Source organism: Paenibacillus sp. FSL R5-0701 (assembly GCF_037973995.1).
Taxonomy (GTDB): domain Bacteria; phylum Bacillota; class Bacilli; order Paenibacillales; family Paenibacillaceae; genus Paenibacillus.
In genome coordinates this window covers 3,285,843-3,310,609 of record NZ_CP150230.1, presented here as the reverse complement: position 1 = coordinate 3,310,609, position 24,767 = coordinate 3,285,843, and the positions used below count along the sequence as shown (strand labels likewise).

Here is a 24,767-nt window from a genome sequence, read left to right as displayed (position 1 = left end):
TTCACTTTAAACCAAGACTTTGATGAAATGCTGCATGGAGCGAACCGAATTGATCACAAAAATCGTGAGTCGAGCCCTCTCCAACATTACGTCCATGGTTCATGAATATCACCTGATCCGCAATGTCGTCTGCAATCTCCAACTGATGGGTCGAGAACACGACCATGTGACCATCCTGTTTGATTCCCTTGAGCAGCTGAGTTAATTCCTGCATCCAGAATGGGTCCAATCCATTTGTTGGCTCATCCATGATGAGCAGTGGAGGTTTGGACAGCACAGCTTGAGCGAATAACACACGCTGGCGCATGCCTTTGGAGAAGGTCGTAACCCGTTTGTTCTTTTGATCCGCCAACCCTACCATGGTCAGTACTTCCTGCACTCTCTCCTTGGGAACTTTCCTTAGAGAAGCCCAGAACAGAAGTACTTCCTCTGCGGTCAGTCCCTGATTAAATTGATAATCGTCCGGCATATATCCAATCTGCTGTGAATAACGGTTGCGCTCCTTCAACCATCGCACATTGTTCACCACAACCTCACCGGAGGTAGGCCGAAGAATTCCGGCGATCATACGCAGCACTGTGCTCTTCCCTGCGCCATTCCCTCCACAGAGGGCAAGCACTTGGCCTGAAGTTATGCGAAAGGAGATATCCTGAACAATTTGTTGCTTTTTAATGGATTTACACAATTCCATCACTTCGAGTCCCACTTTATCCATGAGAACGCCCCCTCTCCCAGATTGCATATACCGCTACGACAGAGAAGGCAATCCAGAACAGGCATATCCCGATGAAGATCCAACTGCCACTGGGTTGCTGCACCCACTCCACCCATCGATAATATTCTGGTCCCAGAATAGAGCCGCCCCCAAGTTTGATCACGACATACAAGCGCACCAGCTCGGCCGGATTGATGAGCGTTAGCATAACCAGCAGCGGTTTCACCCACAGATAAGGCATCAGTCCCAGCACAGAGAGCAATAAGGTCGGCCACCCAATGACTGCGAAAAACCATACGGTCACGGAGATCGTCAACGACTGCCACCGATTACGCGACAACGAACCGATAAAGAGAGCCAGTGTCAGGAATAACAACACCAGTCCACAGGAAAATGCCAGAAAGAGAAGATATGTCATGACATCCATTGGATTCCCGATTACTCCGCTAATGACCCCCATCAGGCCGTATCCAAACGCAACAATGGTGATTAAAACAATCGAGAGCCCGAGATACTTGCCCACAATAAAAGACATCGTGCCGATGGGATACGTGGATAGCAGTTGCCAGCTACCGTCTTCCTTTTCGGATGTTAGTGAGAAGGAACCGAGGAATAGCGTCATTAATGGCAAAAGGTAGAGAATGAGATTCAACATGGAACCTGTGGTTCCCGAATATCCTTCAACCAGATTCTGTGAATTCAGAAGTAACAAGCTTAAACTAAAGGTACAAAAAAGGATCAGAAACGAATACGCCCAAGGATTGCGAAATCCCATTTTCACTTCTCGTCTTGCAATCTGTATCATATCTGACATCATTGATCACCATTTTCTATTGTCATTCCTAGTGGCCTGACTCTTCTTTCTTCTCACCTTCCTGGTGCATCTCATTACTGTCTCCTTCATCATCATGTCCGTGCTTACCATGCCCATGTTCACCCATCATGTCCATATTCTCCGTGTTCTGCTTCCAGTCATGAGAAGCAAGATCCTCAGCGGTCATAATGGTTCCCACACCTTGCTCTGCAATGAAAGCTTCAGCCGAGGGCTTGTCCTTAAAGTTAAGAATGCCATAGGCCATAGGCGTGCGTAATGAAGCGTCGTATACATACGTGGCTTTGCTGTATTCAATCCATTCCTTATCATTATAATCACGTACATAGTCCATGCCGATGTTATCGGTGCCATTTTCTGTTTTCCACTGGTTCATGCAACCGATATCATCGAACTTGTAATTTTGGCCGTCTTTCGTAGTGAGCTGTGTTGCATATGCGTCGTCCTTCACCTGCATTTTACAGATCGCACAGATATCCACGTCCTCATTGATCGGCAATGCCGCGTATTTTGTTCCGCAAGCGGTTAACAATACCATGCCAAACATAAGTACCATGACCAATGTCCATCTTCTATTCAAGCCTTTGTTCATTTTCGTAATACCCCCATATAGATGATTATAAAAGTTGCCATACCCAACAGAACTAACCCGAACATCCACACCATCTTGGAACCTGTAGCACTTTCCACTGACATGTTCAGATCAGATTTCGTATCCATGCTCATTCGTGGCGATTTGTCGGTAGTCCATTGTTCTCTGCCTTCTGTAAACAAGTCACTCAGAAAGACCATACCCGGTGATTGGAAAAAGAGCTGATACGCAGAATTTCGACTGACCAGTTGCTCATAAAAAGGATTGATGGCATAGGGAATTTCACTGATTCCATCCTGATTCAGATCGAGCCCCTGAAAAGAGTCCCAGTAGTTCTCCATCAGGACATTATTCGGGCTATCCAGCGCGGAAGCCTCAATGACATTGGATACCAATCGATTACGTGTAAACTCATTACCTTCTGCCAGGACCAGCTGGATTCCAACAAAATTCCGAAGCACCGCATTGCCACGGATCTCATTGCCTGAGGATTCTGCAATATTCATGCCGACACGATTACCCTCCACTACATTGTTGTGAACAGAAGATTGATGTACGTCATACAACAGAATCCCTTGGGAGTGAACATTGGTACTTTGTTTGCGAAAGGAATTCCCCGATATGACCGTATTCTTGACACCCATAATCATGGCACCTGTCATGTTCTCCTCTCCGGTATTGTCCATGACAGAAGAGCCGTCAATGTACATACAGTGGATGCCATACCTTGTATGTAACAGCCTGTTATTTTGCACGGTAGACTTTCGACTGTTCTCCAGATAGATTCCATCCCTCATGCCAGTGATCTCATTGGCCTCAATGTAGCTATCATGGGAGTTGTACAGATCAATGCCATTGCCCTTCTGGCGACTGGAAGCAGAATCAGCCCCCAACCAAGTAATGTTGTTCCGTTGAATCGTTGCATGACTCGAATTCCGGATGATCATCCCATACCCTTGGGTCTGAATATGCATATCCGTAATTTCACTGTTTTTCCCTTCAACCTGAATCGCTGCAGTCTGTTCATTCGTATCATGTTCAATTGTAAAACCGCTCAATTTCACCCCATCCGAGCGAATCATTATCGTAGAGGTGGCTTCCGCATTAACAACTACGACCGTAGGATCACCCTGAATGGTGATGTTTTTGTCAATCGTCACCGGTCCAGAATAACGACCTGATGCAAGTTTAATGACTTCTCCAGGTGTAGAACGGTCAATCATAGGCTGAAGGGGAATGAGCTCACGATGTCCGGAGGAGGCCATGATTGCACCTTGCGGAAGAGATAGTAGGAGCATCATCATTCCGATTAGAAAAATTACACCCGTAACCCGACTCTTCTTACAACTGTCGAATGCACCCAATCCTGCCCGAGGATTACCCATGAATCTTCACGCGCAATTCTGGCTTCTTGTTACAGTTACTTATTGCTGTGGCAATGCATTCAACCAGTCTTGCGTTAATCCCATGTATACGTTGGTTGTACACACCATCCCTCCATTCCACTTAAAATCCAACATTTCATGTCTCTCATTCATTGAAGCAACGTAATAAATGAAGCGTTATCACAATCCTGATCACAGTGTACTTAAAATGTTATTTATTCCATATAGCTCAATTAGGCTATAGACACTACATTTTTGTGTCGATATTGTGATGTAAATTAAAAAAAAGCCGCCATATAGGCGACTTCCTAAACGAAGGTGTATTGTGATCAATAGTCTTCTTCTTCCCTCTTACCCAGAATTCCGTAAAGAAACAGCTTGCCCAAGTCTTTTCGCACATTTACGTTAAGTTTTTCTGCAAAAGACGGTTCGCTCAACATGGTCATAATTCCATTCATAAAAATCATGATGGCTTCTGCCGATACGCCTCCTTTTATTTTTCCCTCGGCTTTGCCTTGTTCGATCAGCTTCATAAGCTCAGGGATGACAACATTTCTGGCATAATCCTCAACATGCTCTTTGAATGCTGGATCTTCGAACATAAAATTCTTAATGCCCTCACTATTCAACGTCTCTTGATTGTTTACGGATACCTCATACATTTTACTCATCTTATCTTCAAAAGGAATATCGGAGTTCATTACAAGACTGAATTCCTTTCCCGACTCCTCTATTTGATGGTAAAAAATCTCCTTGGCCAATTCTTCTTTGCTTCCAAAAAAGTTATATATGGATGCAGGAGAAACACCAGCATGTTGCGCGATCTCCCTTACACCGATTTCTTTAAAATTTCGAGTCATGATCATATCGATTAGTGATTGCAGAATTTGCTTTTTTTTCTGTTCTCTGCGTTTTTCGAAGCCATTCATGGAATCTACCGTCCTATCCTCCGCGAATTATGTAACAAGATATCTCTATGTTATATTTTTATTGACATCTATTCAAGCTAGTAATATTATGTAACTGAAAAGAATATTGTTACATAATTATCCGTGGAGGTTGAGGTCAATGATCAAGGTCCACTCTTTAACCAAGATCTATTCAAACGGTAAGGGAATTAGGGATGTGAGTTTTGACGTTGAAGAAGGAGAGGTCTTTGGATTTCTTGGGCCCAATGGAGCCGGAAAAACAACTACTCTACGTCATCTGATGGGATTTGTGAATCCCTCCAGCGGGATGTCTAGTATCAACGGCTTAGACTGCAGAAAGGAAGCAGCACAAATACAGAAGAATTTGGGTTATGTGCCTGGTGAGATCGCATTTTACGATAACATGACAGGCATGCATTTTCTGGAATTTATTGATGATTTAAGAGGTCGTAAGGACAAATCGCTCCGCGATCAATTAATCAACCGATTCGAGTTGGATTCGGGTCAGAAGATCCGCAAAATGTCCAAGGGGATGAAACAAAAAGTAGGGTTGATCGCCGCTTTTATGCACGACCCTGCGGTGCTTATCCTTGATGAACCTACAAGCGGGTTGGATCCGCTGATGCAGAAAAGATTTGTCGAATTGATTATTGAGGAAAAAAACCGGGGCAAAACGATACTCATGTCTTCCCATCTCTTTGATGAAGTCGATCACACTTGTGAACGTGTGGGCATCATACGAGAAGGGTCAATTGTAACCGTGGAAAACATAAACTCGTTAAAAACGACACTGCCGAAGAGCGTTGTAGTCGCTCTGGCGCATGCGGAGGATATGAAGGTCCTTCAAAATAATGGCCTCCTTTATACTGAATTGGGTCCCTTACGTGTGGAGATTAAGATTACGGATGGATATGACCAAGTGCTCAGGGTACTCTCCCAATGTAAGGTTATTGATATGGAGTGCCCTCCCCAAACGCTTGAGCAAATTTTCATGGACTTTTATGGGAAGGAGCAAATTTAATATGTCTTGGGCATTATTTAAAGCAAACATGCGGGCCAATCGGTTCATTTGGTTTCTTATTGTAGCCATTTATTCTTTTTACTCCATTATGCTGATAGGTATGTTCGATCCTGATAGTGTCGATGCACTAAAAGAAATGTTGAACATGCTTCCTCCTGAGCTCATCAATGCTATGGGAATGAACGTTGGAACCACTTTGCTCACCTTTCTTTCCGGAACACTTTACAGTCTTCTTCTCTATTTGTTCCCCATGATTGTTTCCATCATTACGAACCACCGAATAATGGCCGCTCATGTTGATAAAGGAAGTATGTCCTATCTGCTTTCAACGTCCAACTCAAGAAAACGTATTGCTGTTACCCAAGCGGTTTACAGTCTGATTTCAATAACAGCGATCTTTTGCTGGATTACGGTACTAACTCTTGTTGTATCATCTATCATGTTTCCGGGGCTTATGGATATTAACAATTTCATTTGGCTTAATCTTTACGCCCTTCTGATGTATTACGCCATCAATGGCATCTGTTTTTTCGCATCTTGTTTGGCAAATGAAAGCAAGTATAGCCTTGGATTCGGGGCCGGTGTTCCTTGTAGCGTTTGTACTACTGCAAATGCTGGGCGATTCAGGAGAAACGTTAAGCTGGATTAGCAATATGTCATTATATTCCTTGTTCGATCCGGTGCGATTGTTCGCAGGTGACAGCTACGCGTATGTGGGAATGGCTGTGTTCGCAGGACTTGCAGCACTTCTGTATGCTGCAGGAATTATTATTTTTGATAGAAAAGATTTGCCTATATAATCCGGGTATAGTTTGATCTACTCCCGCAAAGGGCAGCAATGATGGATTAACGTAAACGGGACGAAGCAGGGATAAACCTCTGCTTCGTCCCGTTTGAACGTGTGCGACTTCCGTTGAATCATTTATTCAAATGGATAGGTCCAAAATGTTTCTCTGCCAAAACGTTTCTTGATTTCTTCGTTATTCAGCTCACGATTTCCTACAAGCTCTGCTGCTTGGAATTGTGAACGGTGGGCACGAATCGACGCCATTTTCCGATCCAAAAATTCGGATACGTCAACGAATACATCCGGTTTGCCAATGTACTGTTCCTGATTATTAGCGAACGCAACGCAGTGAACCATCGGACGTTCATCCACAGGAAGTTTAGCGATTGTACGTATAACAGCGGCTCCCGTTGCATCATGATCGGGATGAACACTGTACCCTGGATAGAACGTAATGACCAGCGTGGGGTTCAACTCTTTAAGTAGCGACGTAATGGTATCTTCCAATAACTGTGGGTCTTCGAACTCCAGCATTTTATCGTGGAAACCCAGCATTCTCAGGTCCTGAATACCAATCGCTTCAGAAGCTTCGATGAGTTCCTTTTTACGGATGGGAGGCAACGTCACTCGGTTGGCGAATGGAGGAATCCCCATATTGCGCCCCATCTCGCCAAGTGTTAGACAAGCATAGGTTACATGGGCACCGCCATCTATGTATTTGGCTAACGTTCCCGATACAGAGAAAGCTTCATCATCTGGATGTGGATATACCACCAAGATACGCTCATGCTCTTGCTCATTGTGTGTAGTATTCATGGTTATTCAATCCTCCGCTTTCATCAGAACATTTCTCGACTTAATTGTAACGCCACAACTAGTTTACCTTGGCTGTCGTGACCGGCGAGAATCAGTCTTTCTTGTTCCTGCTCATCAATATGTGTAAGTCCTTCGGCGTAAAGCCATCCCTGCGTTGTTTTCAGACCAACACGGTATGGACCTGTACCTGAAATGGACCCCTGCGTATATCGTATGGCCGCATTAGTAATGAATGCCGATGCTGGATGTTTTGTACTGTCCATGTGTTGTGCGTAAGCACCTGACGTAAGTTCTAGATGTACGTATAAGTCCTGATCAGCAAGATTATTGATCCGGAGCTGAATGTCTTGAGGTTTAATCGGTTGCATAGCGGCCTCCTTGTCTAATGTAATTGTACGAATTTCATTTTAACATAACCACAAGAGAATATACATGGAGTGACCCTGTCGACCTCTCATAGAGCCCTCTCATGATGATTCCAGTTTGAAAACAAGAACAGATTTGCGTGGTTTTTTCTCTTTTTATTCATGGATCATATCTATATTATGAAGTGTAGGTAAAAACGACCGTGATGAAGAACCTTGAATTCTAAATGAATCTTGCTCCAACATGTTTGGAAAGGAGTTTAACTCGACTTGAAATCTCTAATACAACTACTTCATTTTGGCTATCATCAGGCCATGAGCTGCATATTTCCCGTAGCGATCTTTGGAACACTGGCCCTGTCCAGTGTAATTCCTATTCCTTTCCTTCATCGGTATGATGCCATTCTGCTCGTATTACTTGCTGTGCAGTACCTGATGTATCGAAGCGGCTTGGAAACCAAGGATGAAATCAAGGTCATCTGTGTATTTCACATTATTGGCCTGGTGCTGGAGATTTATAAAGTATGGATGGGATCTTGGTCTTACCCTGAGCCAGCATACACCAAAATCCTGGGTGTCCCTCTTTATAGTGGATTCATGTATGCAAGTGTAGCCAGTTTTATGTGTCAGGTGTGGCGAAGACTGCGAATGGACATGACCGGATGGCCTGGTTTTGCACCTTCGATGCTGCTCGGAGCAGCCATCTATATTAACTTTTTCACTCATCATTTTATGCCCGATTTTCGCTGGTGGCTGACGGCGCTTGTATTCATTGTCTTCTGGAAAACCTGGATTATTTACCGGGTACGAGCAACGACCTATCGAATGCCCTTATCGCTTGCTTTTATCATTGTTGGTTTCTTCATTTGGACTGCTGAGAATATCGCTACATTCTTCAATGCCTGGAAATACCCTGATCAGCATGATGCCTGGCAACTGGTTAGTTTTAGTAAGATCAGTTCGTGGTTCCTGCTGGTCATCATCAGCGTTATCATCGTTGCGCAGCTCAAATATGTAAAGGCCAATCGAACCGCAGGTGATTCAAAGTCCAGTTAATTATTCATTCTCTAACCGTAAAACAGCAGCAATCTTAGACTCGTACCTAAAGTCTTCGAATGCCGCTGTTTTTTTGCTGTATTAATGCATTTCTCACCTAAATGGTAATTCTGTATACGTCTTAAGCATCAAATACTGTTGTCTGCTTCAGCACCAGTTTCCCTCCAGCTTCAATTTCAAGCTCATAGATGCCATTCTCATCCAGTTCACATAGACAGGCACTTCTGCTGAGCATCTCGCTTCCTTTCACCCATTCAGGAATATGAAGTTTCGTATGGATCCGCCGGTCCGCGACAAGTTCTGCCCGGAAGAAGCCCGTGCTCCGATTCCATGTACAGGACATTCTACCTCCTGGTATGCACCAGTCATGAATGGAACCTCGTACCCACCGTTCTGGCAATGCCGGCAGCAGCTTGATGCGATGTTCTGACACATAGAGCAGCATTTCCTGTACTGCATTAACCCAGCCCATATTGGCATCCAGCTGAATCGGAGCTGCGGGCATGGACATACATATTCCCATATTGCGCCAGTCATTATGCAAGGTATACCCATTACTCAGAACACAGGAGCGCGCAAGAATATCGAGACTTTCCAGCGCCCGCTCACCATTGCCAAGTCGAGCATATATGGATGACATATGTGCAAGGGACCAACCACTCTGAGCACCAAGCCTTCGCTGATCAACTGCTGTCTCGAACGCTTGGAACAGTTCTGGCTGTTCTTCATGGGTGAGCTCCTGTCCTGGAAAAACAGGATACAGGTGTGAAAGATGACGATGATCACGTCGATCTTCAAACGCAGGATGCAGCCATTCTTTCACAGCTCCCTCCGTATCAATTAGATAGTCGGGCATATGCTCCAGCATGGCTTCCCAGCACGGAATCTTAGTCGTATGCACTCCAGTTAGTCGACTGGCTGCAATGACATGCTGTAGCAGTTCTTTAATAATAGCAATGTCCATGGTGGCATTAATGGCTGTAGGCATAGGATGCGCCAGTGGCTGTCCATGCTTAGGCATAAAATTCTCAGGTGTATTCTCTGGCGAAACAGACGGGTATATCTTGTATTTTCCGTCTTCACCCAGCACCAGAAAATCTTCATAGAACTGAAGAGCCTCCTTCATGAAGGGCAAGGCTTCCTCCAGCAGAAACTGCTTATTCCCAGTGAACTGATAATGTGCATAATAATGTCTGGCGATCCATCCTGCTGCTCCCGTCCAATTCATGATTACTGGAACAATCTGGTTAGGCACCCCGATACCCGGTGTTGTTCCAGCGGGAATGTAGATCCCACGGCAACCATATAACTTGCGGGCATTGTCCCGAAAGTCATCCATTAATCTGTTGTAATAGCGGAACAACGAACGATTCAGAATGGATAAACCACCTACGTCAGTCTGCCAATACATCATTTGCACATTCTCATTCGCCATATTGTGGCCCCAGATCAAGCGATAATCTCCACCCCACAAGCCGTATAATCCAAATGGCAATCCGCTATGTTCAGAGGTTCCGCTGATAAACAGATATCGACCATAGGCCCACATTTTGCGCACGAACCCTGTAGGTGCTTCACCTTCATAGGCTTCCAAAAGCAAGTCTTCATTGCAGCGCCCGTCATCCGTTTCATCATCCAGATCTAGCTCAGCGGACCGAAACAAAGGTTGATGCAGTGAGATATGCCGATCCAGCAACGTATTGTAGTCGCTCTCAAGCGATGTGAGTTCCTGCTTCAACCGTGTCCATTCCTGCGCTCGTCTGCCCGTAGCAAACATTTTAACAAGCACAAGCACTTTTCCAGAGGTATGGAAATGAAGTTGCCTGCTAAGCATATCTTCGTTAGTTTCGCTTTCCTTCTGTTGATCATGACTCGCACTAGGGATTTCGTTCAATTGAATCAGTCGCAGCACCGCACCGTAGTCCTGTCCATCGTCATTTTGCCCGCCATAGCACAGGTAGTCTCCACTATCATCCCGATCGATTCTTATCGTTATAGACGACTTCAGTACGTTGAACTCATCCTCTTCTCTTACCCGGTCGCCCTGCGGGAATTGCAGGCCTATCGTCCCCGACAGCAGTGAATGCTCAGCCGAACCTGTTCCCTGCGAACTTGCTACATCTTTCACTCTATGAGTCTGGATCTCGTAGACAATACAATCGTCTGCACGCGAGACGAACAGACTTCTTGTATAGTTGTGACTTCCGTCCTGCCAGCGTACCAGAACTTCCCCTGTGTCCATATCCAGTTCCCGCCGATATTTGCGAAAAGCGTTATTACACGTCATGCCCACCGTCATGGTAGCCAGTGGATATCGGGAGGACAGCCTGGACGCGTAACCTTCTGCTTGCAGTGTACGGGTCAGATGCCAGCTTGCTTCTAAATATCGTTCCTCATCCATTAACTTACGGGTTTCTGATAAGGTATGACTGACATCGGGCAGCTCATCTTTGCGCCCCCAATGCCATAATTCACTGTGCTGCAAGAGCACAGTTTCCGCCTGAATTCCGCCTTGCACTGAAGCACCAAGTTTACCGTTTCCAGAAGGTAGCGCTTCTCGCCACATCCCTTGCCACCAAGAAGAGGGATATTTCATCAACAACTTGTTCCTGTCCGGCCGTATGCCTGTAGTGTCTGTCTGATCAGTGTGTTGGTTCACGCTTCTTCCGCCTCAAGTCTCTCCATCTCAATACTGGCTAGCAAGAATGGGGCTACGCCCATCTGCACATCGCTAACGACCTGTTCACTGATGTAATATTCATAAGAACCGTCCCGATACTTCTTCCCACCGAGTCCGGCACCATGACAGATGTGGTGCAGATGCACCCCTTTTTCATCTTCAGTGACTAACCGCTTCAATATTCCTGCATAGGCCTGATCAACGACTTCACGGTCCAGTTCAGCCAGATAATGTAACCGGAGGCCTTTCGCGAGTGCATAGGTCAGCATACAGGAAGCAGAGGCTTCCAGATAATTGCCCGCTCTTCCGTTCTGATCCATCACTTGGTGCCAGAGTCCACTATCATGATCCTGAACATGAGCAATAGCGTATGCCATTCGTTCAAATATGCCCATAATCTGTCCGCGCTGTGGGTGATCCACGGGAAAGTGCTCCAGTGCATCCACAACGGCCATTGCATACCATCCCATGGCCCGGCCCCACACATGAACGGATCGACCAGTATCTTGAGCGCACCAGCGTTGTTCCCTGCTCTCATCCCAGGCATGGTGGAGTAGGCCATTACGCGGATTACGGGTCTTTCGCTCGATCAACAAAATCTGTCGTGCCACTTCATCGAAGCTCTCGGGATGATCGAAGGTGCTCGCATATTCCGCCAGAAAGGGTGAAGACATATAAATACCATCCAGCCACATCTGAAACGGATATATTTTCTTATGCCAGAATCCACCTTCACTTGTCCGAGGCTGTCCTTTAAGCTGGTCAACCAGGTGTTGAATTGCCTTAGCATATTTGTCATTGCCTGAGCTCTTCCACTGGCTGAACAGATTTTTGCCTTCATTGATCATGTCCAGGTTGTAATCATTCAACCGATAGGTCCGAATGGTACCGTCATTCTCGATGAGGTCATCCATGTGACGCTGGACAAACTCCGCATAGCGAGATTCTTGATTCCATTCGGCGGCGCGTTCCAATGCCATCAGCGTCATCCCGCCAACGTAGCCCCATTTGCCTGCAATCTTGGGATGATTGCCATTCTGGCATTCGGAAAGCAAGGTATCTGCTATTTTGACAGACATTCTGCGTTCCTGTGTCACTGCCTTTGTCGAAGTTCCAACCATATCAAAATCCTCCTTCTGATGGATTATGCCATCTGTACCGTTCATTCGGGGTTTAACGTTCTGATGATTACATCAATGGATGAAGGCCTTCCCACTTCACAGTCCAGCTTCCATCCCGTGGAAATCCCGGATTCGCTTGTTCTCCTGCCCCTGTCCAGCCGGCGGCCATCATGGCGACAGCGGTTAGGAGACCACCGTTCCCGGGAAGATATGCCCACAACCCTGCTCTCTGATAGTTGTGTCCATTAGGCATATACGTGTTCTTCGTGGCATCCATCATCAGGAAATCCACTGCAAGCTCTGGTTCATTCAATCTGGCTGCGGTCATCGCGCACATCGGAAAATCCCAACCCCAGGCGGATTCCCAGTCCCAGCATTCTTTGACCTTGAGCAACGTATTTCTCATGATCTCCGGATCGATTAATGAACCTGGCAATAGTCCAAGTGCTCCAACCATCGAGGGATGATCATGGTTTTTAACGGTGTAAGTGTCCGGACAATTCTCGTGTGCGAGATAAACTCCGTTCTCATGTCGAGGTTTAGCCATGTGCGAAGCCACTCTTCGCCAGTCTGGATTGGCTGGATGATTCAAACGCTCTGCCCACAGGATGGCTATCTCCAAACCGAATTTCCAGTACTCCAGTTCATAGGGCGGATTCAAACTATCGTTCATCGCGTGATTCTCCTGCGCAGGGATAAGCGGCGGACCTAGCACATACGCTTGCCTTTTCCCATCCCAATGGGCATAGGACACCATAAATTCAGCCGCTTCAAATACGATATCCTTATACCTTGTTAACATGGCAGGGTCAGGCCGGGACAGATAACACATCTCAGCTAGTGCCATGGGATGTGGTTGCTGCCAGATCAATCCTGGAGCTACCGGCGACGGAGTCTGATGCCCGTTATAACCCACCATTTTGGGCCATCGCGCACCGACATAACCTTGAGAGCGTGCCAGTTCGTGTGCTTCTGGCAGGATGGTCAGGTACCAGTCCATACTCTTGCACAACAGATCGGTCCGATTCCAGAGCGGAAAATGCGCTGCATGCCACCAATGCATCTCCAGATGCATTTTGCCGAACCAGCTGTTATACATATATCCGGTCTCTTGTGGTGGCATGGACCCACCACTGTGCACCGCACTCAGAAACTGGGATAGGACCACTCTACGCTCCAGTTCAGCGGCACGCGGATCTGAACTGCCTTCAAAATCTATCACTCCGCCATCATTCCAGAAATGATTCCAGTGGACCGAGCTTGATCGCAACACTGTATTTGCTAGCACGGTTTCCGGCTTATGTGCAGCAAAAGATACACTGCACGACCAAATGTCCGAGTCTGGTACGGCCTTGGGAGATAGTGTGAATTCATGAGTTCCCGTCTGTTCCAGTTGGCCTGCGTCCCAGATCCATTCTAATGCATACTCATCTTCATCCAGCACACGTTTCAATGATGCGGAAGTTGAAGTGACCGATGTCAGCACAGTAGAATGTCTGTCATGTTGCTTCCAGTCGGGGAATACTGATTTTGACCAGCTCCGGTGTGTCATATCGGGCGATGGAAATACAACAAACAGTTGCAGACGCTGCTCACGGATTAATTCGGATTGTACACGAATGGCGATACAATCGAGCCGTGGGTCACAGGCTGTCTCTACACGCACTTCTTCCCCCTGCACGGTAAATTCACTGTGCAGAATTCCGGTCCATAGATTCAATTCCTGACGTACCGGGACGACATGGGTGACATCCGTCTCCTGACCATCTTCTCCTAGCAAACGAAATGAAATGCGTCCAAGCTGAAGTCGATGCGGGTTCTGCCTAAGCCAGTGATAGGCTTCTTCCTTGTCTTCGGGCTTCATGGGGTATGGCACTTTGCGGCCATATGTCTCAAATGCCTGATAGACAATATCCTCATCTCCGAATACATGATGACCGCCCGTATAATGCCAACCCCAGTTGGATTGGGTACCAAGAGGTATTTCATACAGATCTGGATATGTCTGTAGTCCCGTAAAATCAGCACTGAATGCAAATTCTCCATTACCTACAGATAAAGGCGATCTCGGCTCAATCTGCGTTAATACCGGATGATTCCTGGTGACGACCGATTGTCGATCCATCAATGGCTCTGCCTCCTTGTCATTCTATGGGTCAAGATTCCCGTAGTACACCCCTGCGGCTTCGCATTATCTCCCTGTACTTGCCCGGTGTAATGTCTTTGTATTTTCGATACACACGAATAAAGCTGTTCTCATGCTGATAACCCACCATCGTTGCGATCTCGGAAATTCTATAATCCGTATCCAGCAATAGTTCACAGGCACGTTCCATCCGAAGCTTAGTGAAATATCCGTGGATGGTATCACCTATTTCCTGCTTGAACAACTGGCTTGCCAAACTGCTTCCGATCCCGGCATGCTCGGCAATCTCCTGAATGCTTACCGGGTCTTCCAGGTGGTTGTTCATAAATGCAATCATCTGTTGACACAGTATGAAATCCTTGCTGAGCATAAGACTACCGAACCATTCTGCCAAACCTTCGATCTGGCTTCGCAGCACTTCACAGACAGCCTCCAGATGCATGGTCTGCATATCCACCATTTCGAGTCCGAAACCTTCTGTCTCGCGCTTCAGGCGAATTCGTTCAAGTGTAGCTGCAACAGCTTCAAGAAAGGCCAGCGCTGATGAAGGATGCCATTGCTCGTGGGTCATTCGACCGACTATCTTGTCAAAAGTTCTCAGGGCTTCTTCACCCCTGCCTGCTTCGACGGTCTCCGTCAGTTGAGTCATGAATTCATGTTCTTCCAATGTGTTCTCGGTCGGTTGCAGACCCGAGATCTCGTCAAATGAAATAACTCGTTCATACCCCTGGTAGAATCTGTAATCCAGCGCACTCTCCGCCTCATGCATGGCTCGCTGAAGTCGCATGAATCCGTCGTGCCCCCCGCTTACGCCGCTCGACACCTGAAACTTGAGTAAACGAGGAATCATGCCAATGGTCTCTCTTATTGCTGTCGTTATGCTCTTGCTACCGCCAGAATGAAGCGGTTGCAGCATCACGAGCATCCGGTCTCTGCCCAGATCGGCTGATAACACTCGCCATTGTCCAGACAACAGTTCAGCTATGATATTACCAATGGCAAATTTCAGCAGGGAGTGATCTGACTTCCTAAAGCGCTCACACCAGGCCTTATAATTGTCAATCGACAACATGGCAATAGAGAGTGGCTCATCGCTCCAATCCTTGAAATAACGGCACCATTTCTCGCTAATTTCCCGACTTCCTGTCATATGTCCGTTATAGATATCCGTCAGAAATTTGGATGAAGCTTCCGGAAGGGTCTGCCTGAGATTGATGGCCTGCTGAGCATGATCCATTAGCAGTTGACCCGTTATTTTCTCCAGATCAATCTGCTCCAGATGGATTCTCTCCTGGTCGTATCCGCTGAGCAGTTGTCTCATGCGTCTTACCGGTCTAAAAGCAGCTGCATTGTAAACTGTGATCGTAACCGCTCCTGCTACAAGAGCCAACAAAGATACGATAAAAACAATATTGCGGATCTTCTGTGCATTAGCCAGGAGACTGTCTTGTGATATCACGGACAGATAACGCCATCCGGTGTACGGTGAAATGGTCTGTGAAGCCAGTAAAAGCTTACCTTCATGTTTAAACTCACCAAGCTTTTCACCATCCAATTGGGTGAGTACATGACTGACCGCTTCCTCTCCGACGGCATAATTGCCGAGATCATATAAAGGCTGGTTGTTGGTGTCGAGGATGAACCGATGGCTGTCAAGGTCGGAGACGGATGAGAGCAGCATGTGCTCGAACATCTTCTCTGTCTTGAAATTAACTGCGATAATCCCTTTCAACTCGCCAGCGATCATTATTTTTCGGTAAAGTGTAATTTGCGGCATGGACGCACCAGAAGATGTGGAAATCTCACGTTGTTTGACCAGCATGGGACGCTCTTCAAGTTCATCGGCAACGCTAACCCAATCCGAATCCGGGAAATTAACCTTGCTGGAGCTGTAGCCTTGTGGGAAGGCAACAATGCTCTCCCGATTCATGTCAAAGATGTAAGCGCTCTTAATAAAGGACGTACTACTGATTAAGGTTTCCAGAAATTGTACCAGTTCCGTAATATTGCGGTATGATCCCTGTACTTCATTGGTGAGAAATCGGTATACATTACTGTTCAGTGCAATTTTCACCGCAATAATAATCATGAAGACAACAACAGTCAGAATCAGCAGCAGCCGGGTCTGGGTATTGGTGAAATTGAATTTTAGCCACTTTAAGAAGGAAAGGGTCACAATTATCCCACCTCATATGCAATATACCGATATTATACCGTTCCCATATGCCCAATACGACCCGGTCCAACAGCCTATTTTCTCCCTCTAAAAAGATGATTTCTCCAATTTCTCCGGTGTTCCAACCCTTTCCATAGCGAAAACCGGCGTGTTTATCTGCCATTCTTGCATGGAAATAGTTTCAAGCCCAGCAAGAAGTACAATGCCGATCCCATGGGTATCATTCAGATTCCAACCCAGTTCATGCTTGTAATAGTGATTCGTGAAGGAGTAGCTGGAGCCACGACATACACCGTATACATTGCCTCTTTTATCAATTGTGCGCTCCGAAATCCCCTTCCACCCTTGATACGCCGCTTGTGCATAGGGTTTCGGATCCAAAAGCCAGCCCTTTCGCACCCCTCGGGCATACGCATAGATGAACATGGAGGTACAGGATGTTTCCTCATACGACTCCGGGTCCGTTAATACCTGATGCCACAGTCCGTTTCTGCCCTGCAATGCCAAGTACCCTTCACACAATTCCCTGTAGAACTGAATGAGAACTGTATAGGATGGATGCTCTTGAGGAAGGGCCGTCAGCAGCTCCGATATAGAGAACAACACCCAGCCGTTGCCCCGACCCCACGGGGTCCGTGTTGGCTCACCTCGCTCCACATCGAATACATGGGACATGATTTGACGCTCTGGAATATACAGATACTTTTTATACAAAAGAACCTGTCTTGCCGCTTCATCCAGCAGCTTATCGTCACCCGACCATTCGGCGTATCTACACAGGAACGGGATGCTCATATACAGATCATCACACCACATCGTGTTATCCATTGATCTGGAGACACCAATCTTGCGGTATAAAGTGCCATCTTCCAGACGGGACTGTTGATGCAAAATATAGTCAGCGATATGAGCTGCCGTCTCTGAAACGCCGTCCAACTTGCGTTCCCGATCGGCAAGCAGCATGGTGGCGCCGAAAGATCCACAGTCGTCCAGGCTGTCGATATGGGAGAGCTGATTATTCAGCCCAGCTGCACCATAACGCTCTCTGTCCCATAAGGAGTAGCTGAAACGTGAAGAGGCAAATTCAATGTGATTCAGCACGTAATCTCGAATATCCGATCGCTGACCTGCTTTGCCGAGCTGAAGCAATCCGTATAATGTGACGCCTAGGGGATAGTTCCATCGGCCGAACCATTCATTTTCCAGAAATGGACGTACCTCTCCGTCTGGCAACTCTGTTCGCCAGTATACGTCTTCACCTGTTCCGCTACGAGCAGTCCGCTTCATCTTCTGGCAGGAAGCCAGATCAATCTCCTGTTCCGCTTGAAAAGAACCCAGGTACAGCCACTTGCCTCTGTGCCCTTTCACATCCAGTGCGGGTGTCAACATCTCATCTGTAGTTGCATCCATACGGAATCCCCAATCCCGGTCTCCACATACACAGTTCGCTGTCAGATCTTGCGCGGCAGCAGACAATGGCAGTTCCAAGCAAAAGCGTCCGGCCTGCTCTTGGTGGAATACCACCTTACCCTCCACCGAGAATTCAATCGGGCTGTAAGCCTCACCAGAGATTAGCACAGTCTCCTTGCCACATTTCGTACCACTTATCTTCGTCCATGCATACGCAGACATGCCACGGGTCAGTCCATACATCCGTGCCAACTGTCCATAAGGCGATGCCTTCTCGGGGGCTTCCTCCCGTGGCAACCAGTTAACGCCAGTGGCCTTCTCTCGCATGGGGCCAGAAGGAATTTCCGACAACGGAAAATCCAACGGCTCGCTGTAGAGCCAGCCTTCTTCCCCATCTCGTTCGAGCGAAGGCACAATGAAGTGGAGTGGTTTGTTCTTCCGGGAGCCAGTGCCAAACTGGCCACCTACCCCCTTTTCCCCTAATTTGAATTCAAGAACGAAATGATTCCAGCCTCTGACCATTCCACATTTCAGTTTCAGAACAGGTATAGCTGGATATTCCTCTTCAGGTGCAGAACCGTAGATCAGCACACCATTATGATATAGCCTAACAGGTCCGAAGCAGGTGATATGAAAAATAAATTCCTGATCACTGTCACTCCACAGTTTGGCCCATGCATAGACCTGTTGTCCTCTCTGCATGTCGGGGAATAGATCCTCCAATGGAAAATCATAGCGGTGATCATTGGACTTGCGCACAAGTCCTGGCCTACTCACTCTGTAGACCGGGGGATGCGGAGGATTGGCTCCAATATATCTTCCCGCAATGCTCATCAGGGCGTGCATAACGTCTTCACCACTGTGATAAGCCATGCTCTCCTCCGGTTCAAAATACACAGGTCTGCTCATGTCACTTCTCCCTCCCTTTGTGCGTGGGCACTCTGCTGTTCCAACCACCCAGCACTTCGTCTATGGAAATAGGCCGATGCTCTTCCACAGATCGCCACACTGCTTCTCCAGCGGCAACGGAATAAGCGCCGTCTTCAGCGCCAGACAGAATTCGGTAAGGGCGTCTCTTATCTTCGCCGAGGAAAATATCCTCCAGCAGCAGTGGATCTCCTCCTCCATGTCCGCCTTCACGATGAACAACATGGATCGTTTCTTTTGAACCAAAGAGCGGAAAGTAATCGATCGTCTGGACGGGTGTGGGAAAAGGCGTCCGGGCCGGCATGTGATACTCCAATGTTTCTAGCCTGCCCTTCGTGCCATTTACCGCCAAACGGTACCCTTCGTATGGAAGTGAGAAATTGACCGAATAACTCATCAGCGCGCCGCCGCTATATTTCACGGTTGCGGCATACGTGTCTTCAATCTCAATGGTGGAATCGAAGATACACTGGTCGGGACGGTATGAAGTGTAGGGAAACTCCTGCTGGCTTGCTGTACCGAGTTGGTTCAGATGGTCATCCGGTACCCGAATCTGACGACTCCGGGACGTCCAGCGGGAATAATAGGCGCAATCTTCTGAGACATGGCATGTACGGCAATGTCTTCCGTCCTCCTGTGCCGGATTCCATTCGCCTTCAGCCCCGTAATAGTTCAGTGCTCCATAGGCAAAAACTTCAACTGGCTTTTGATTGATCCACCACTGGACCAGATCAAAATGGTGAGTACTTTTATGGACCGACAGACCGCCCGAGAATGCCCGTTCACGGTTCCACCGTTTAAAATAACTGGAGCCGTGATGGGTATCGATATACCAGTTAAGATCGATGGAAGTGACGCGACCGAGTTTCCCCTCCTGAATCAATTCCTTGATGCGCATGTGGATCGGCATGTACCGATAATTGAACGTTACGATGACGCTGCCCTTACTCCTTGCTTCTGCTTCAAGAATGCATCTGGCATCAGCGCCTGTAGTCGTCATCGGCTTTTCGGTGATAACATCGAGATCCCGCTCCAACGCGGCAACAATATAGTGGGCATGAGTATCGTCCCTGCCAGCCACGATGATACAGTCAGGCCGAGTCTCATCGACCATGACCCCGAAATCCGAAGCGCCATATACCGATACTTCTGTGTGCTCAGGAAAACGGGTACGATAGACTTCAAACCGTGCAGGATCTCTATCCAGCAGGGCGACAACCTCTGAATTATGAGAGAACAGCTCATGAATTGGTTTTGCAAATTGTCCCAATGCTCTGCCGCTGACCCCACATAGGGCATATCTCTTTTTCATTTTCTCACCTTCTCATACCATTCCTGTACACGCTGGGTGACCACTTCGCCCCCGGAAGCATTCCATTTCTTCACATATTCATCATAAGCCTCGATTGGCAGCTCGCCGATGACAATCTTGGTCAATACCTCTTGAAACAACTTGTGAGACTGGATATCAGGAAAACCTTCATACACAGAGGCTGGCAGACCGTCACCCGCAATTTGCCGTGCATCGGCAGTACTGACTTCGAACATGTCTTTGACCATTTGCTGCTGATCTTCCGGATATGTCTCTTCAATTCGCTTATTCATGTCTTCTGCTGTAGTGAGATTCTTCATACCCAAGGCAAGCGGTTTGTTGTCAGCAGGTGGGAGAATGACTTTGCGTCCATCCTTGACTTCATGCTGCTCACCTTCAAGACCAAAGCGACCGAACTCATCATTTTCAGGATTATAGAAGAAGTCCAGCAGCTTCAGCGCATTTGGCGCATTATCCTGTTTGGTGGCTGGGATCATCCATTCCGGTTCACCCATGCTCTTCTGGGTGACAAAAGCTTCAAACCCTGCGGCTTTGGGTAACGGCATCGCTGCAATGTAGGCATCTGGTGCCTGGGTCAGCATCGCATTGTACCGATCTCGCACATTTGCAGGCAAATGGTACCAGCTGCCTACGAGGTTATTATTGATTTTGGCCTGCCACACTTCCCCTTTGTTCAGGAAGGTTTCATTGTCCAGCAGTTTTTCCACATATAACATGCGAATGAACTTGATTGCTTCCCGCATATTGTCGGTAGTTCCTGCGTACTGGATCTTTCCATCGTATTCATCCCATTCGGGATAACCTTCCCACATCGCTACCCCGTACATCGCAAACAAATGGTCCATCCATCTGCCGAATTCCCTGCCGCTTGTTGGCAGTTCATCCGGTTTGCCGTTGCCATTCGGGTCCTTGTCACGGAAAGCTGTGAGCAGCTCGACATAATCATCAGTGGTCTTTGGCATCTCCATGCCCACCTTATCCACCCAATCCTGACGAATTAACGGTGCACGTTCAGGCACAAGGAATACCTTGGGTACATAATAGATTTTGCCATCAGGGGAAGCAGAGCGAACGATATCCCAAGCTTCCTGAGGAATACTCTCCCACACATGGGGTGCATATTCAGGCAGGAGTTCATCCAGTGGTAACGCGCCTCCCTGCTGAATCAGTGTCTGCTCAATGCCTCCAATCGGACGCAGGATATCTGGCAGTTCATCGGAGGCAATCATCAGGTTCAAGTATTCGGATGGCTCCGAACCGGGAGGCGTTGTAATGAGCTCATACTGGACCCCCGTCTGTTCAGCAATGTATTTCACATGCGGATTATCCGCAGTTGGCAAGCTGCCAACGCCCATATGGCTTTTGAATACTTTGACTTTTACAGCTCCACCACTGCCTTCGCCGTTACCAACGTCATTTCCGGAACTTGTAGTAGCAGAGCCACAACCAGCGACCAACAGCATGGCTAGACTGAGCATTAGCGGCATCATCTTGCGACTCAGTTGTTTTCTCATGGAATCATCCCCCTGAACATGGTTTATTCTTTCAGTGATCCGAGCAATGAACCTTTCACAAAATACTTCTGTAGATAAGGATACACCAAAATAATGGGAACGCTTGCAAAAAGTATCGTCGCTGCCTTTAACGTGGTTGTATTGAAGTTGTAATCCCCAAGAAACATATTTACCTGGGCCAGTTCCTCCGGGCTGGTTAAATACGCTCGCAGCTTCATCTGCAAAGGCCAGAGCCCTGGATCACGTAGAAACAGTACCGCCCGCTGGAACGTGTTCCAGTATCCCACCGCATAGAACAGACTGACCGTAGCCAGAACCGGCTTGGATAGCGGCAAATAAATCTGAAACAGAATTCGGAAGTCATGGCAACCGTCGATTCGGGCCGTGTCATCAAGTTCTTTGGGCAAGCTCATGAAAAATGTACGCAGAATGACCATATTAAATGTGCCAATTACACCAGGAATAATCAGGGACCAGATGGAATTCATCATGCCCAGCTCCCTCACCGTCAGAAAGAACGGAATCATCGGTGCATTGAAAATCATCGTAATTACGATGCCCAGCATCACTTGTTTGCGGATCATGAATTCTCTGCGCGATAACGGAAAAGCGGTCAACACTGAAAATAACATACTAAGCGCAGTACCCACTACCGTAATAAATACGGTTACACCAAACGATTGCCATAAGCCCGAGCTTTGTAGAATGTGTTTCCATGACGCGAAAGTAAAGCAAACGGGCCACAGAAATACTTCTTTGGAGTCTGCCGCAACCGGCGAACTCAGGGAAACCGCAAGCAGATGCAGCAATGGAAGGAGCATCGTAAAGGCCGCAAGTGTCAGGAAAATGTAGTTGGCGGTTTGGAACAGCTTTTCTCCAATCGTCTGCTTGATCATTACCACAACCCCTCTCCTGATTTTCTCGCAAGCCGATTGAAGACCCAGAGCAGAATGAAGCCAATCACCGACTGAAATAGACCAATCGCTGTTGTTACGCTATATTGCCCTTGCAGGACACCAGAGCGGTATACATACGTTTCAATGATATCCCCTACCGAGTAGGTCATCGGTGTCAGCAGGTTGTAGATCTGATCAAAGCCAAGTTCCAGGAAATTGCCGATATTCAGCAGGAACAGGGTTAAGATCGTCGGGAACAACGCAGGCAATGTAATGTAGATCGTTTGCTTCCAGCGATTTGCTCCATCCATCACAGCCGCTTCATATTGCGTGGGGTCAATGCCACTTACCGCAGCGAGGTATATAATCGTTCCCCAACCTACCTCTTTCCAGATGGAGGACAGGACAACAATAGGTCGGAAATATTGCTCCTGCTGCATATACAGGATCGGCTCGAACCCGAACCATCCACGGACAGCATTTACAAAACCACCCGAGGCTAGCACCTCAAACACGATCCCCCCGACAACAACCCAGGAGAGAAAATGAGGCAGATAAAACAGACTCTGCAAAAAGCGTTTGGCAAGCATTTTTCTCACTTCGTTGAACAATAGCGCTAGCAGAATGGGAGCAGGAAATCCGATCACCAGTTTGTATAAGGCAATCAGAGCTGTATTCCGAAGCACATGATAGAAATCCTGATACGTAAAAATAAACTTGAAGTTATCCAGGCCAATCCATGGGCTGCTCCATATGCCTTTCATAATCTGAAAGTTCTGAAATGCAATCACGCTTCCGCCAAGTGGAATGTACTTGAAAATAATATAGAACAAAATGCCGGGCAGGATCATGACATACAACATCCAGTGTTTTCGAATGTTACGCAGATAACTTGGTTTGACGGGTTTGTTGACTGTAACCCTGGGTTGCAACGTTGATGTTTCCGACAGCTCAGCCATACGATCGCGGGCCCCCTTTGACAGAATGATGGTGAATGACGAGCAGGCTCCTCTGTTCACATGTTAAGGGAGAGCGGGGTCAGCAACAATCGTTCAATCAGCCATAGCATGAGCCAATCGCTTGCGTGACGCGGGTTTGCAGGATCGGTTCATTCACTGGCGGAATGGTTGGTACTACTTTGGCAACAAAAAAAGCCGCCATAGGCGACCTCTGAAGCGATTATGGTGTTGTTTACTTTTCACATTATGTCCTTAATAGTCCATACCTCATTTCCCCAGAGTGAACGATCCGCTATCATTGGCATCTTTAATTTGTTCATGGGTAATGAGTTTCCCTTCTTCGTTAAATCCCTCAATTACATATGGAATAGCCGCTGACGGAGGAAGGAAAACATACCAAATTAGATGTCCCGGACTCACCTCAATCAGTTTCGCTTCGGTCGCGATTACTGTTCCATTTTCCTGTGTCTCTACGGATATACGTTTAATGGAAGAGTCCTCAATATTACCAAATAACATGGGAAAAGGAGTGGAGACTTGCTCCAGTTTCGGTATGCTCATATAATGCAGTGCAAACTTGGATTCAACTGATTCATTAATGGAATATCCTCCACCCCATACCCATTTCCATCCGAATATGTTCTTGCGGGTATACTCCATCTGCAGATTACTGTTGTTTTCCCGACCCTTTTTGTGCGTAAACAAAATCATGCCCCCGTCCACAGCCTCCTGATGAATGAATTGGGGGGTATAAAACTCACCTCTAAATTCCTGAACTGCCCTCTCAGGACTGTTCGCTATAGGAATATGTATAGGTTCACTTAATCCCCAAACCTTGGATATCCGTTGATCGGCTAGGCCGCCAGCACGTTCATTCATATACATATATGCCAAGATTGACAGGGGCGATAGTAAAATTACCATTGCAGTGATTAGCAGTATTCTCCTGTTACGCTTGAACATCTCCATGTACACTCCTTATGATAACGATGAAATATTAAATACAATCACTCTGATATTACCATAATTAGCATGTGGATACTTGTTTCAGTACCACTCCCACATGCAAAAAAGGCCGCCAAAGGCGACCTCCTAATGATTCCAATG

The 24,767-nt window shown here is 47.1% G+C and carries 21 protein-coding genes; 4 read left to right on the top strand and 17 right to left on the bottom strand.

The features are described from left to right. Position 1: 1 nt before the first annotated feature. The 5 genes from ccmA to MKZ13_RS14665 all read right to left on the bottom strand — a co-directional run bounded on the left by ccmA (position 2) and on the right by MKZ13_RS14665 (position 4,453). A complete protein-coding gene (gene ccmA, locus MKZ13_RS14685; RefSeq protein WP_339184981.1) occupies positions 2 to 715 on the bottom strand; it encodes a heme ABC exporter ATP-binding protein CcmA in 714 nt (237 codons plus the stop codon). Next, positions 708 to 1,529, bottom strand: coding sequence for an ABC transporter permease (locus MKZ13_RS14680; RefSeq protein WP_339185400.1), 822 nt, complete (start codon positions 1,527 to 1,529; stop codon positions 708 to 710). Before MKZ13_RS14680 ends, ccmA begins: the two co-directional genes overlap by 8 nt. 28 nt (positions 1,530 to 1,557) lie before the next feature. Further along, the gene (locus tag MKZ13_RS14675) at positions 1,558 to 2,139 is read right to left on the bottom strand and encodes a nitrous oxide reductase accessory protein NosL (protein WP_339184979.1); all 582 of its coding nucleotides are present in this window, start codon (positions 2,137 to 2,139) and stop codon (positions 1,558 to 1,560) included. Then, entirely contained in the window at positions 2,136 to 3,524 is a 1,389-nt protein-coding gene (locus MKZ13_RS14670; RefSeq protein ID WP_339184977.1) for a NosD domain-containing protein, read from the bottom strand. Before MKZ13_RS14670 ends, MKZ13_RS14675 begins: the two co-directional genes overlap by 4 nt. A gap of 329 nt (positions 3,525 to 3,853) precedes the next feature. Next, entirely contained in the window at positions 3,854 to 4,453 is a 600-nt protein-coding gene (locus MKZ13_RS14665; protein ID WP_221819399.1) for a TetR/AcrR family transcriptional regulator, read from the bottom strand. Positions 4,454 to 4,592: 139 nt separating this feature from the next. On the opposite strand from MKZ13_RS14665, the gene MKZ13_RS14660 reads away from it, so the two are divergent. From MKZ13_RS14660 to MKZ13_RS14650, 3 genes are read left to right on the top strand one after another with little or no spacing between them, the layout of a single operon-like run. Then, complete coding sequence (locus MKZ13_RS14660) at positions 4,593 to 5,474, top strand: ABC transporter ATP-binding protein (RefSeq protein WP_339184974.1); 882 nt, start codon at positions 4,593 to 4,595, stop codon at positions 5,472 to 5,474. A 1-nt stretch (position 5,475) separates the two neighbouring features. Next, positions 5,476 to 6,123, top strand: a complete 648-nt coding sequence (locus tag MKZ13_RS14655) for a hypothetical protein (RefSeq protein WP_339184972.1) — start codon at positions 5,476 to 5,478, stop codon at positions 6,121 to 6,123. Positions 6,124 to 6,127: 4 nt separating this feature from the next. Next, positions 6,128 to 6,274, top strand: a complete 147-nt coding sequence (locus tag MKZ13_RS14650) for a hypothetical protein (RefSeq protein WP_339184970.1) — start codon at positions 6,128 to 6,130, stop codon at positions 6,272 to 6,274. Between the two features lie 122 nt (positions 6,275 to 6,396). On the opposite strand, the gene bshB2 is transcribed toward MKZ13_RS14650, so the two are convergent. Next, the gene (gene bshB2, locus MKZ13_RS14645) at positions 6,397 to 7,077 is read right to left on the bottom strand and encodes a bacillithiol biosynthesis deacetylase BshB2 (RefSeq protein ID WP_339184968.1); all 681 of its coding nucleotides are present in this window, start codon (positions 7,075 to 7,077) and stop codon (positions 6,397 to 6,399) included. 23 nt (positions 7,078 to 7,100) lie between these two features. After that, positions 7,101 to 7,445: a YojF family protein gene (locus tag MKZ13_RS14640; protein ID WP_017688572.1), complete on the bottom strand. Its 345-nt coding sequence runs from the start codon at positions 7,443 to 7,445 to the stop codon at positions 7,101 to 7,103. A gap of 267 nt (positions 7,446 to 7,712) precedes the next feature. On the opposite strand from MKZ13_RS14640, the gene MKZ13_RS14635 reads away from it, so the two are divergent. Continuing rightward, a complete protein-coding gene (locus tag MKZ13_RS14635; protein ID WP_339184965.1) occupies positions 7,713 to 8,498 on the top strand; it encodes a DUF817 domain-containing protein in 786 nt (261 codons plus the stop codon). Between the two features lie 121 nt (positions 8,499 to 8,619). Here MKZ13_RS14635 and MKZ13_RS14630 read toward each other — a convergent pair whose 3' ends face one another. The 10 genes from MKZ13_RS14630 to MKZ13_RS14585 all read right to left on the bottom strand — a co-directional run bounded on the left by MKZ13_RS14630 (position 8,620) and on the right by MKZ13_RS14585 (position 24,584). Then, a complete protein-coding gene (locus MKZ13_RS14630; RefSeq protein ID WP_339184963.1) occupies positions 8,620 to 11,157 on the bottom strand; it encodes a glycoside hydrolase N-terminal domain-containing protein in 2,538 nt (845 codons plus the stop codon). Then, the gene (locus MKZ13_RS14625) at positions 11,154 to 12,299 is read right to left on the bottom strand and encodes a glycoside hydrolase family 88 protein (protein ID WP_221819404.1); all 1,146 of its coding nucleotides are present in this window, start codon (positions 12,297 to 12,299) and stop codon (positions 11,154 to 11,156) included. The genes MKZ13_RS14630 and MKZ13_RS14625 overlap by 4 nt, the downstream gene beginning before the upstream one ends. A gap of 67 nt (positions 12,300 to 12,366) precedes the next feature. After that, positions 12,367 to 14,424, bottom strand: a complete 2,058-nt coding sequence (locus MKZ13_RS14620) for a glycoside hydrolase family 65 (protein ID WP_339185399.1) — start codon at positions 14,422 to 14,424, stop codon at positions 12,367 to 12,369. A 31-nt stretch (positions 14,425 to 14,455) separates the two neighbouring features. Further along, positions 14,456 to 16,621: an AraC family transcriptional regulator gene (locus MKZ13_RS14615; RefSeq protein WP_339184960.1), complete on the bottom strand. Its 2,166-nt coding sequence runs from the start codon at positions 16,619 to 16,621 to the stop codon at positions 14,456 to 14,458. Positions 16,622 to 16,708: 87 nt separating this feature from the next. Continuing rightward, positions 16,709 to 18,940, bottom strand: a complete 2,232-nt coding sequence (locus MKZ13_RS14610; RefSeq protein WP_339184958.1) for a glycoside hydrolase family 88 protein — start codon at positions 18,938 to 18,940, stop codon at positions 16,709 to 16,711. A gap of 1 nt (position 18,941) precedes the next feature. Then, on the bottom strand, positions 18,942 to 20,270 hold the full coding sequence (locus MKZ13_RS14605) for a Gfo/Idh/MocA family oxidoreductase (RefSeq protein ID WP_339184956.1): 1,329 nt from the start codon (positions 20,268 to 20,270) through the stop codon (positions 18,942 to 18,944). Next, on the bottom strand, positions 20,267 to 21,805 hold the full coding sequence (locus MKZ13_RS14600; RefSeq protein ID WP_339184954.1) for an extracellular solute-binding protein: 1,539 nt from the start codon (positions 21,803 to 21,805) through the stop codon (positions 20,267 to 20,269). Before MKZ13_RS14600 ends, MKZ13_RS14605 begins: the two co-directional genes overlap by 4 nt. A gap of 23 nt (positions 21,806 to 21,828) precedes the next feature. Then, positions 21,829 to 22,698 carry a carbohydrate ABC transporter permease gene (locus tag MKZ13_RS14595; RefSeq protein WP_339185398.1) on the bottom strand — a complete coding sequence of 290 codons (870 nt, stop codon included), beginning with the start codon at positions 22,696 to 22,698 and terminating at the stop codon, positions 21,829 to 21,831. Between the two features lie 2 nt (positions 22,699 to 22,700). Continuing rightward, a complete protein-coding gene (locus MKZ13_RS14590; protein ID WP_339185397.1) occupies positions 22,701 to 23,564 on the bottom strand; it encodes an ABC transporter permease subunit in 864 nt (287 codons plus the stop codon). A gap of 363 nt (positions 23,565 to 23,927) precedes the next feature. Further along, positions 23,928 to 24,584, bottom strand: coding sequence for a hypothetical protein (locus MKZ13_RS14585; RefSeq protein WP_339184952.1), 657 nt, complete (start codon positions 24,582 to 24,584; stop codon positions 23,928 to 23,930). Positions 24,585 to 24,767 lie beyond the last annotated feature (183 nt).

Excerpts from the sequence above, each read along its gene's own strand:
- MKZ13_RS14650 (WP_339184970.1), top strand. The coding sequence starts at position 6,128 with ATGTCATTATATTCCTTGTTCGATCCGGTGCGATTGTTCGCAGGTGAC.
- MKZ13_RS14625 (WP_221819404.1), bottom strand. The coding sequence starts at position 12,299 with ATGGTTGGAACTTCGACAAAGGCAGTGACACAGGAACGCAGAATGTCT.
- MKZ13_RS14585 (WP_339184952.1), bottom strand. The coding sequence starts at position 24,584 with ATGGTAATTTTACTATCGCCCCTGTCAATCTTGGCATATATGTATATG.
- MKZ13_RS14620 (WP_339185399.1), bottom strand. The coding sequence starts at position 14,424 with ATGGATCGACAATCGGTCGTCACCAGGAATCATCCGGTATTAACGCAG.
- MKZ13_RS14600 (WP_339184954.1), bottom strand. The coding sequence starts at position 21,805 with ATGAGAAAACAACTGAGTCGCAAGATGATGCCGCTAATGCTCAGTCTA.
- MKZ13_RS14670 (WP_339184977.1), bottom strand. The coding sequence starts at position 3,524 with ATGGGTAATCCTCGGGCAGGATTGGGTGCATTCGACAGTTGTAAGAAG.
- ccmA (WP_339184981.1), bottom strand. The coding sequence starts at position 715 with ATGGATAAAGTGGGACTCGAAGTGATGGAATTGTGTAAATCCATTAAA.
- bshB2 (WP_339184968.1), bottom strand. The coding sequence starts at position 7,077 with ATGAATACTACACACAATGAGCAAGAGCATGAGCGTATCTTGGTGGTA.
- MKZ13_RS14680 (WP_339185400.1), bottom strand. The coding sequence starts at position 1,529 with ATGTCAGATATGATACAGATTGCAAGACGAGAAGTGAAAATGGGATTT.
- MKZ13_RS14660 (WP_339184974.1), top strand. The coding sequence starts at position 4,593 with ATGATCAAGGTCCACTCTTTAACCAAGATCTATTCAAACGGTAAGGGA.
- MKZ13_RS14655 (WP_339184972.1), top strand. The coding sequence starts at position 5,476 with ATGTCTTGGGCATTATTTAAAGCAAACATGCGGGCCAATCGGTTCATT.
- MKZ13_RS14590 (WP_339185397.1), bottom strand. The coding sequence starts at position 23,564 with ATGTTGTATGTCATGATCCTGCCCGGCATTTTGTTCTATATTATTTTC.
- MKZ13_RS14605 (WP_339184956.1), bottom strand. The coding sequence starts at position 20,270 with ATGAAAAAGAGATATGCCCTATGTGGGGTCAGCGGCAGAGCATTGGGA.
- MKZ13_RS14640 (WP_017688572.1), bottom strand. The coding sequence starts at position 7,445 with ATGCAACCGATTAAACCTCAAGACATTCAGCTCCGGATCAATAATCTT.
- MKZ13_RS14665 (WP_221819399.1), bottom strand. The coding sequence starts at position 4,453 with ATGAATGGCTTCGAAAAACGCAGAGAACAGAAAAAAAAGCAAATTCTG.
- MKZ13_RS14610 (WP_339184958.1), bottom strand. The coding sequence starts at position 18,940 with ATGAGCAGACCTGTGTATTTTGAACCGGAGGAGAGCATGGCTTATCAC.
- MKZ13_RS14675 (WP_339184979.1), bottom strand. The coding sequence starts at position 2,139 with ATGAACAAAGGCTTGAATAGAAGATGGACATTGGTCATGGTACTTATG.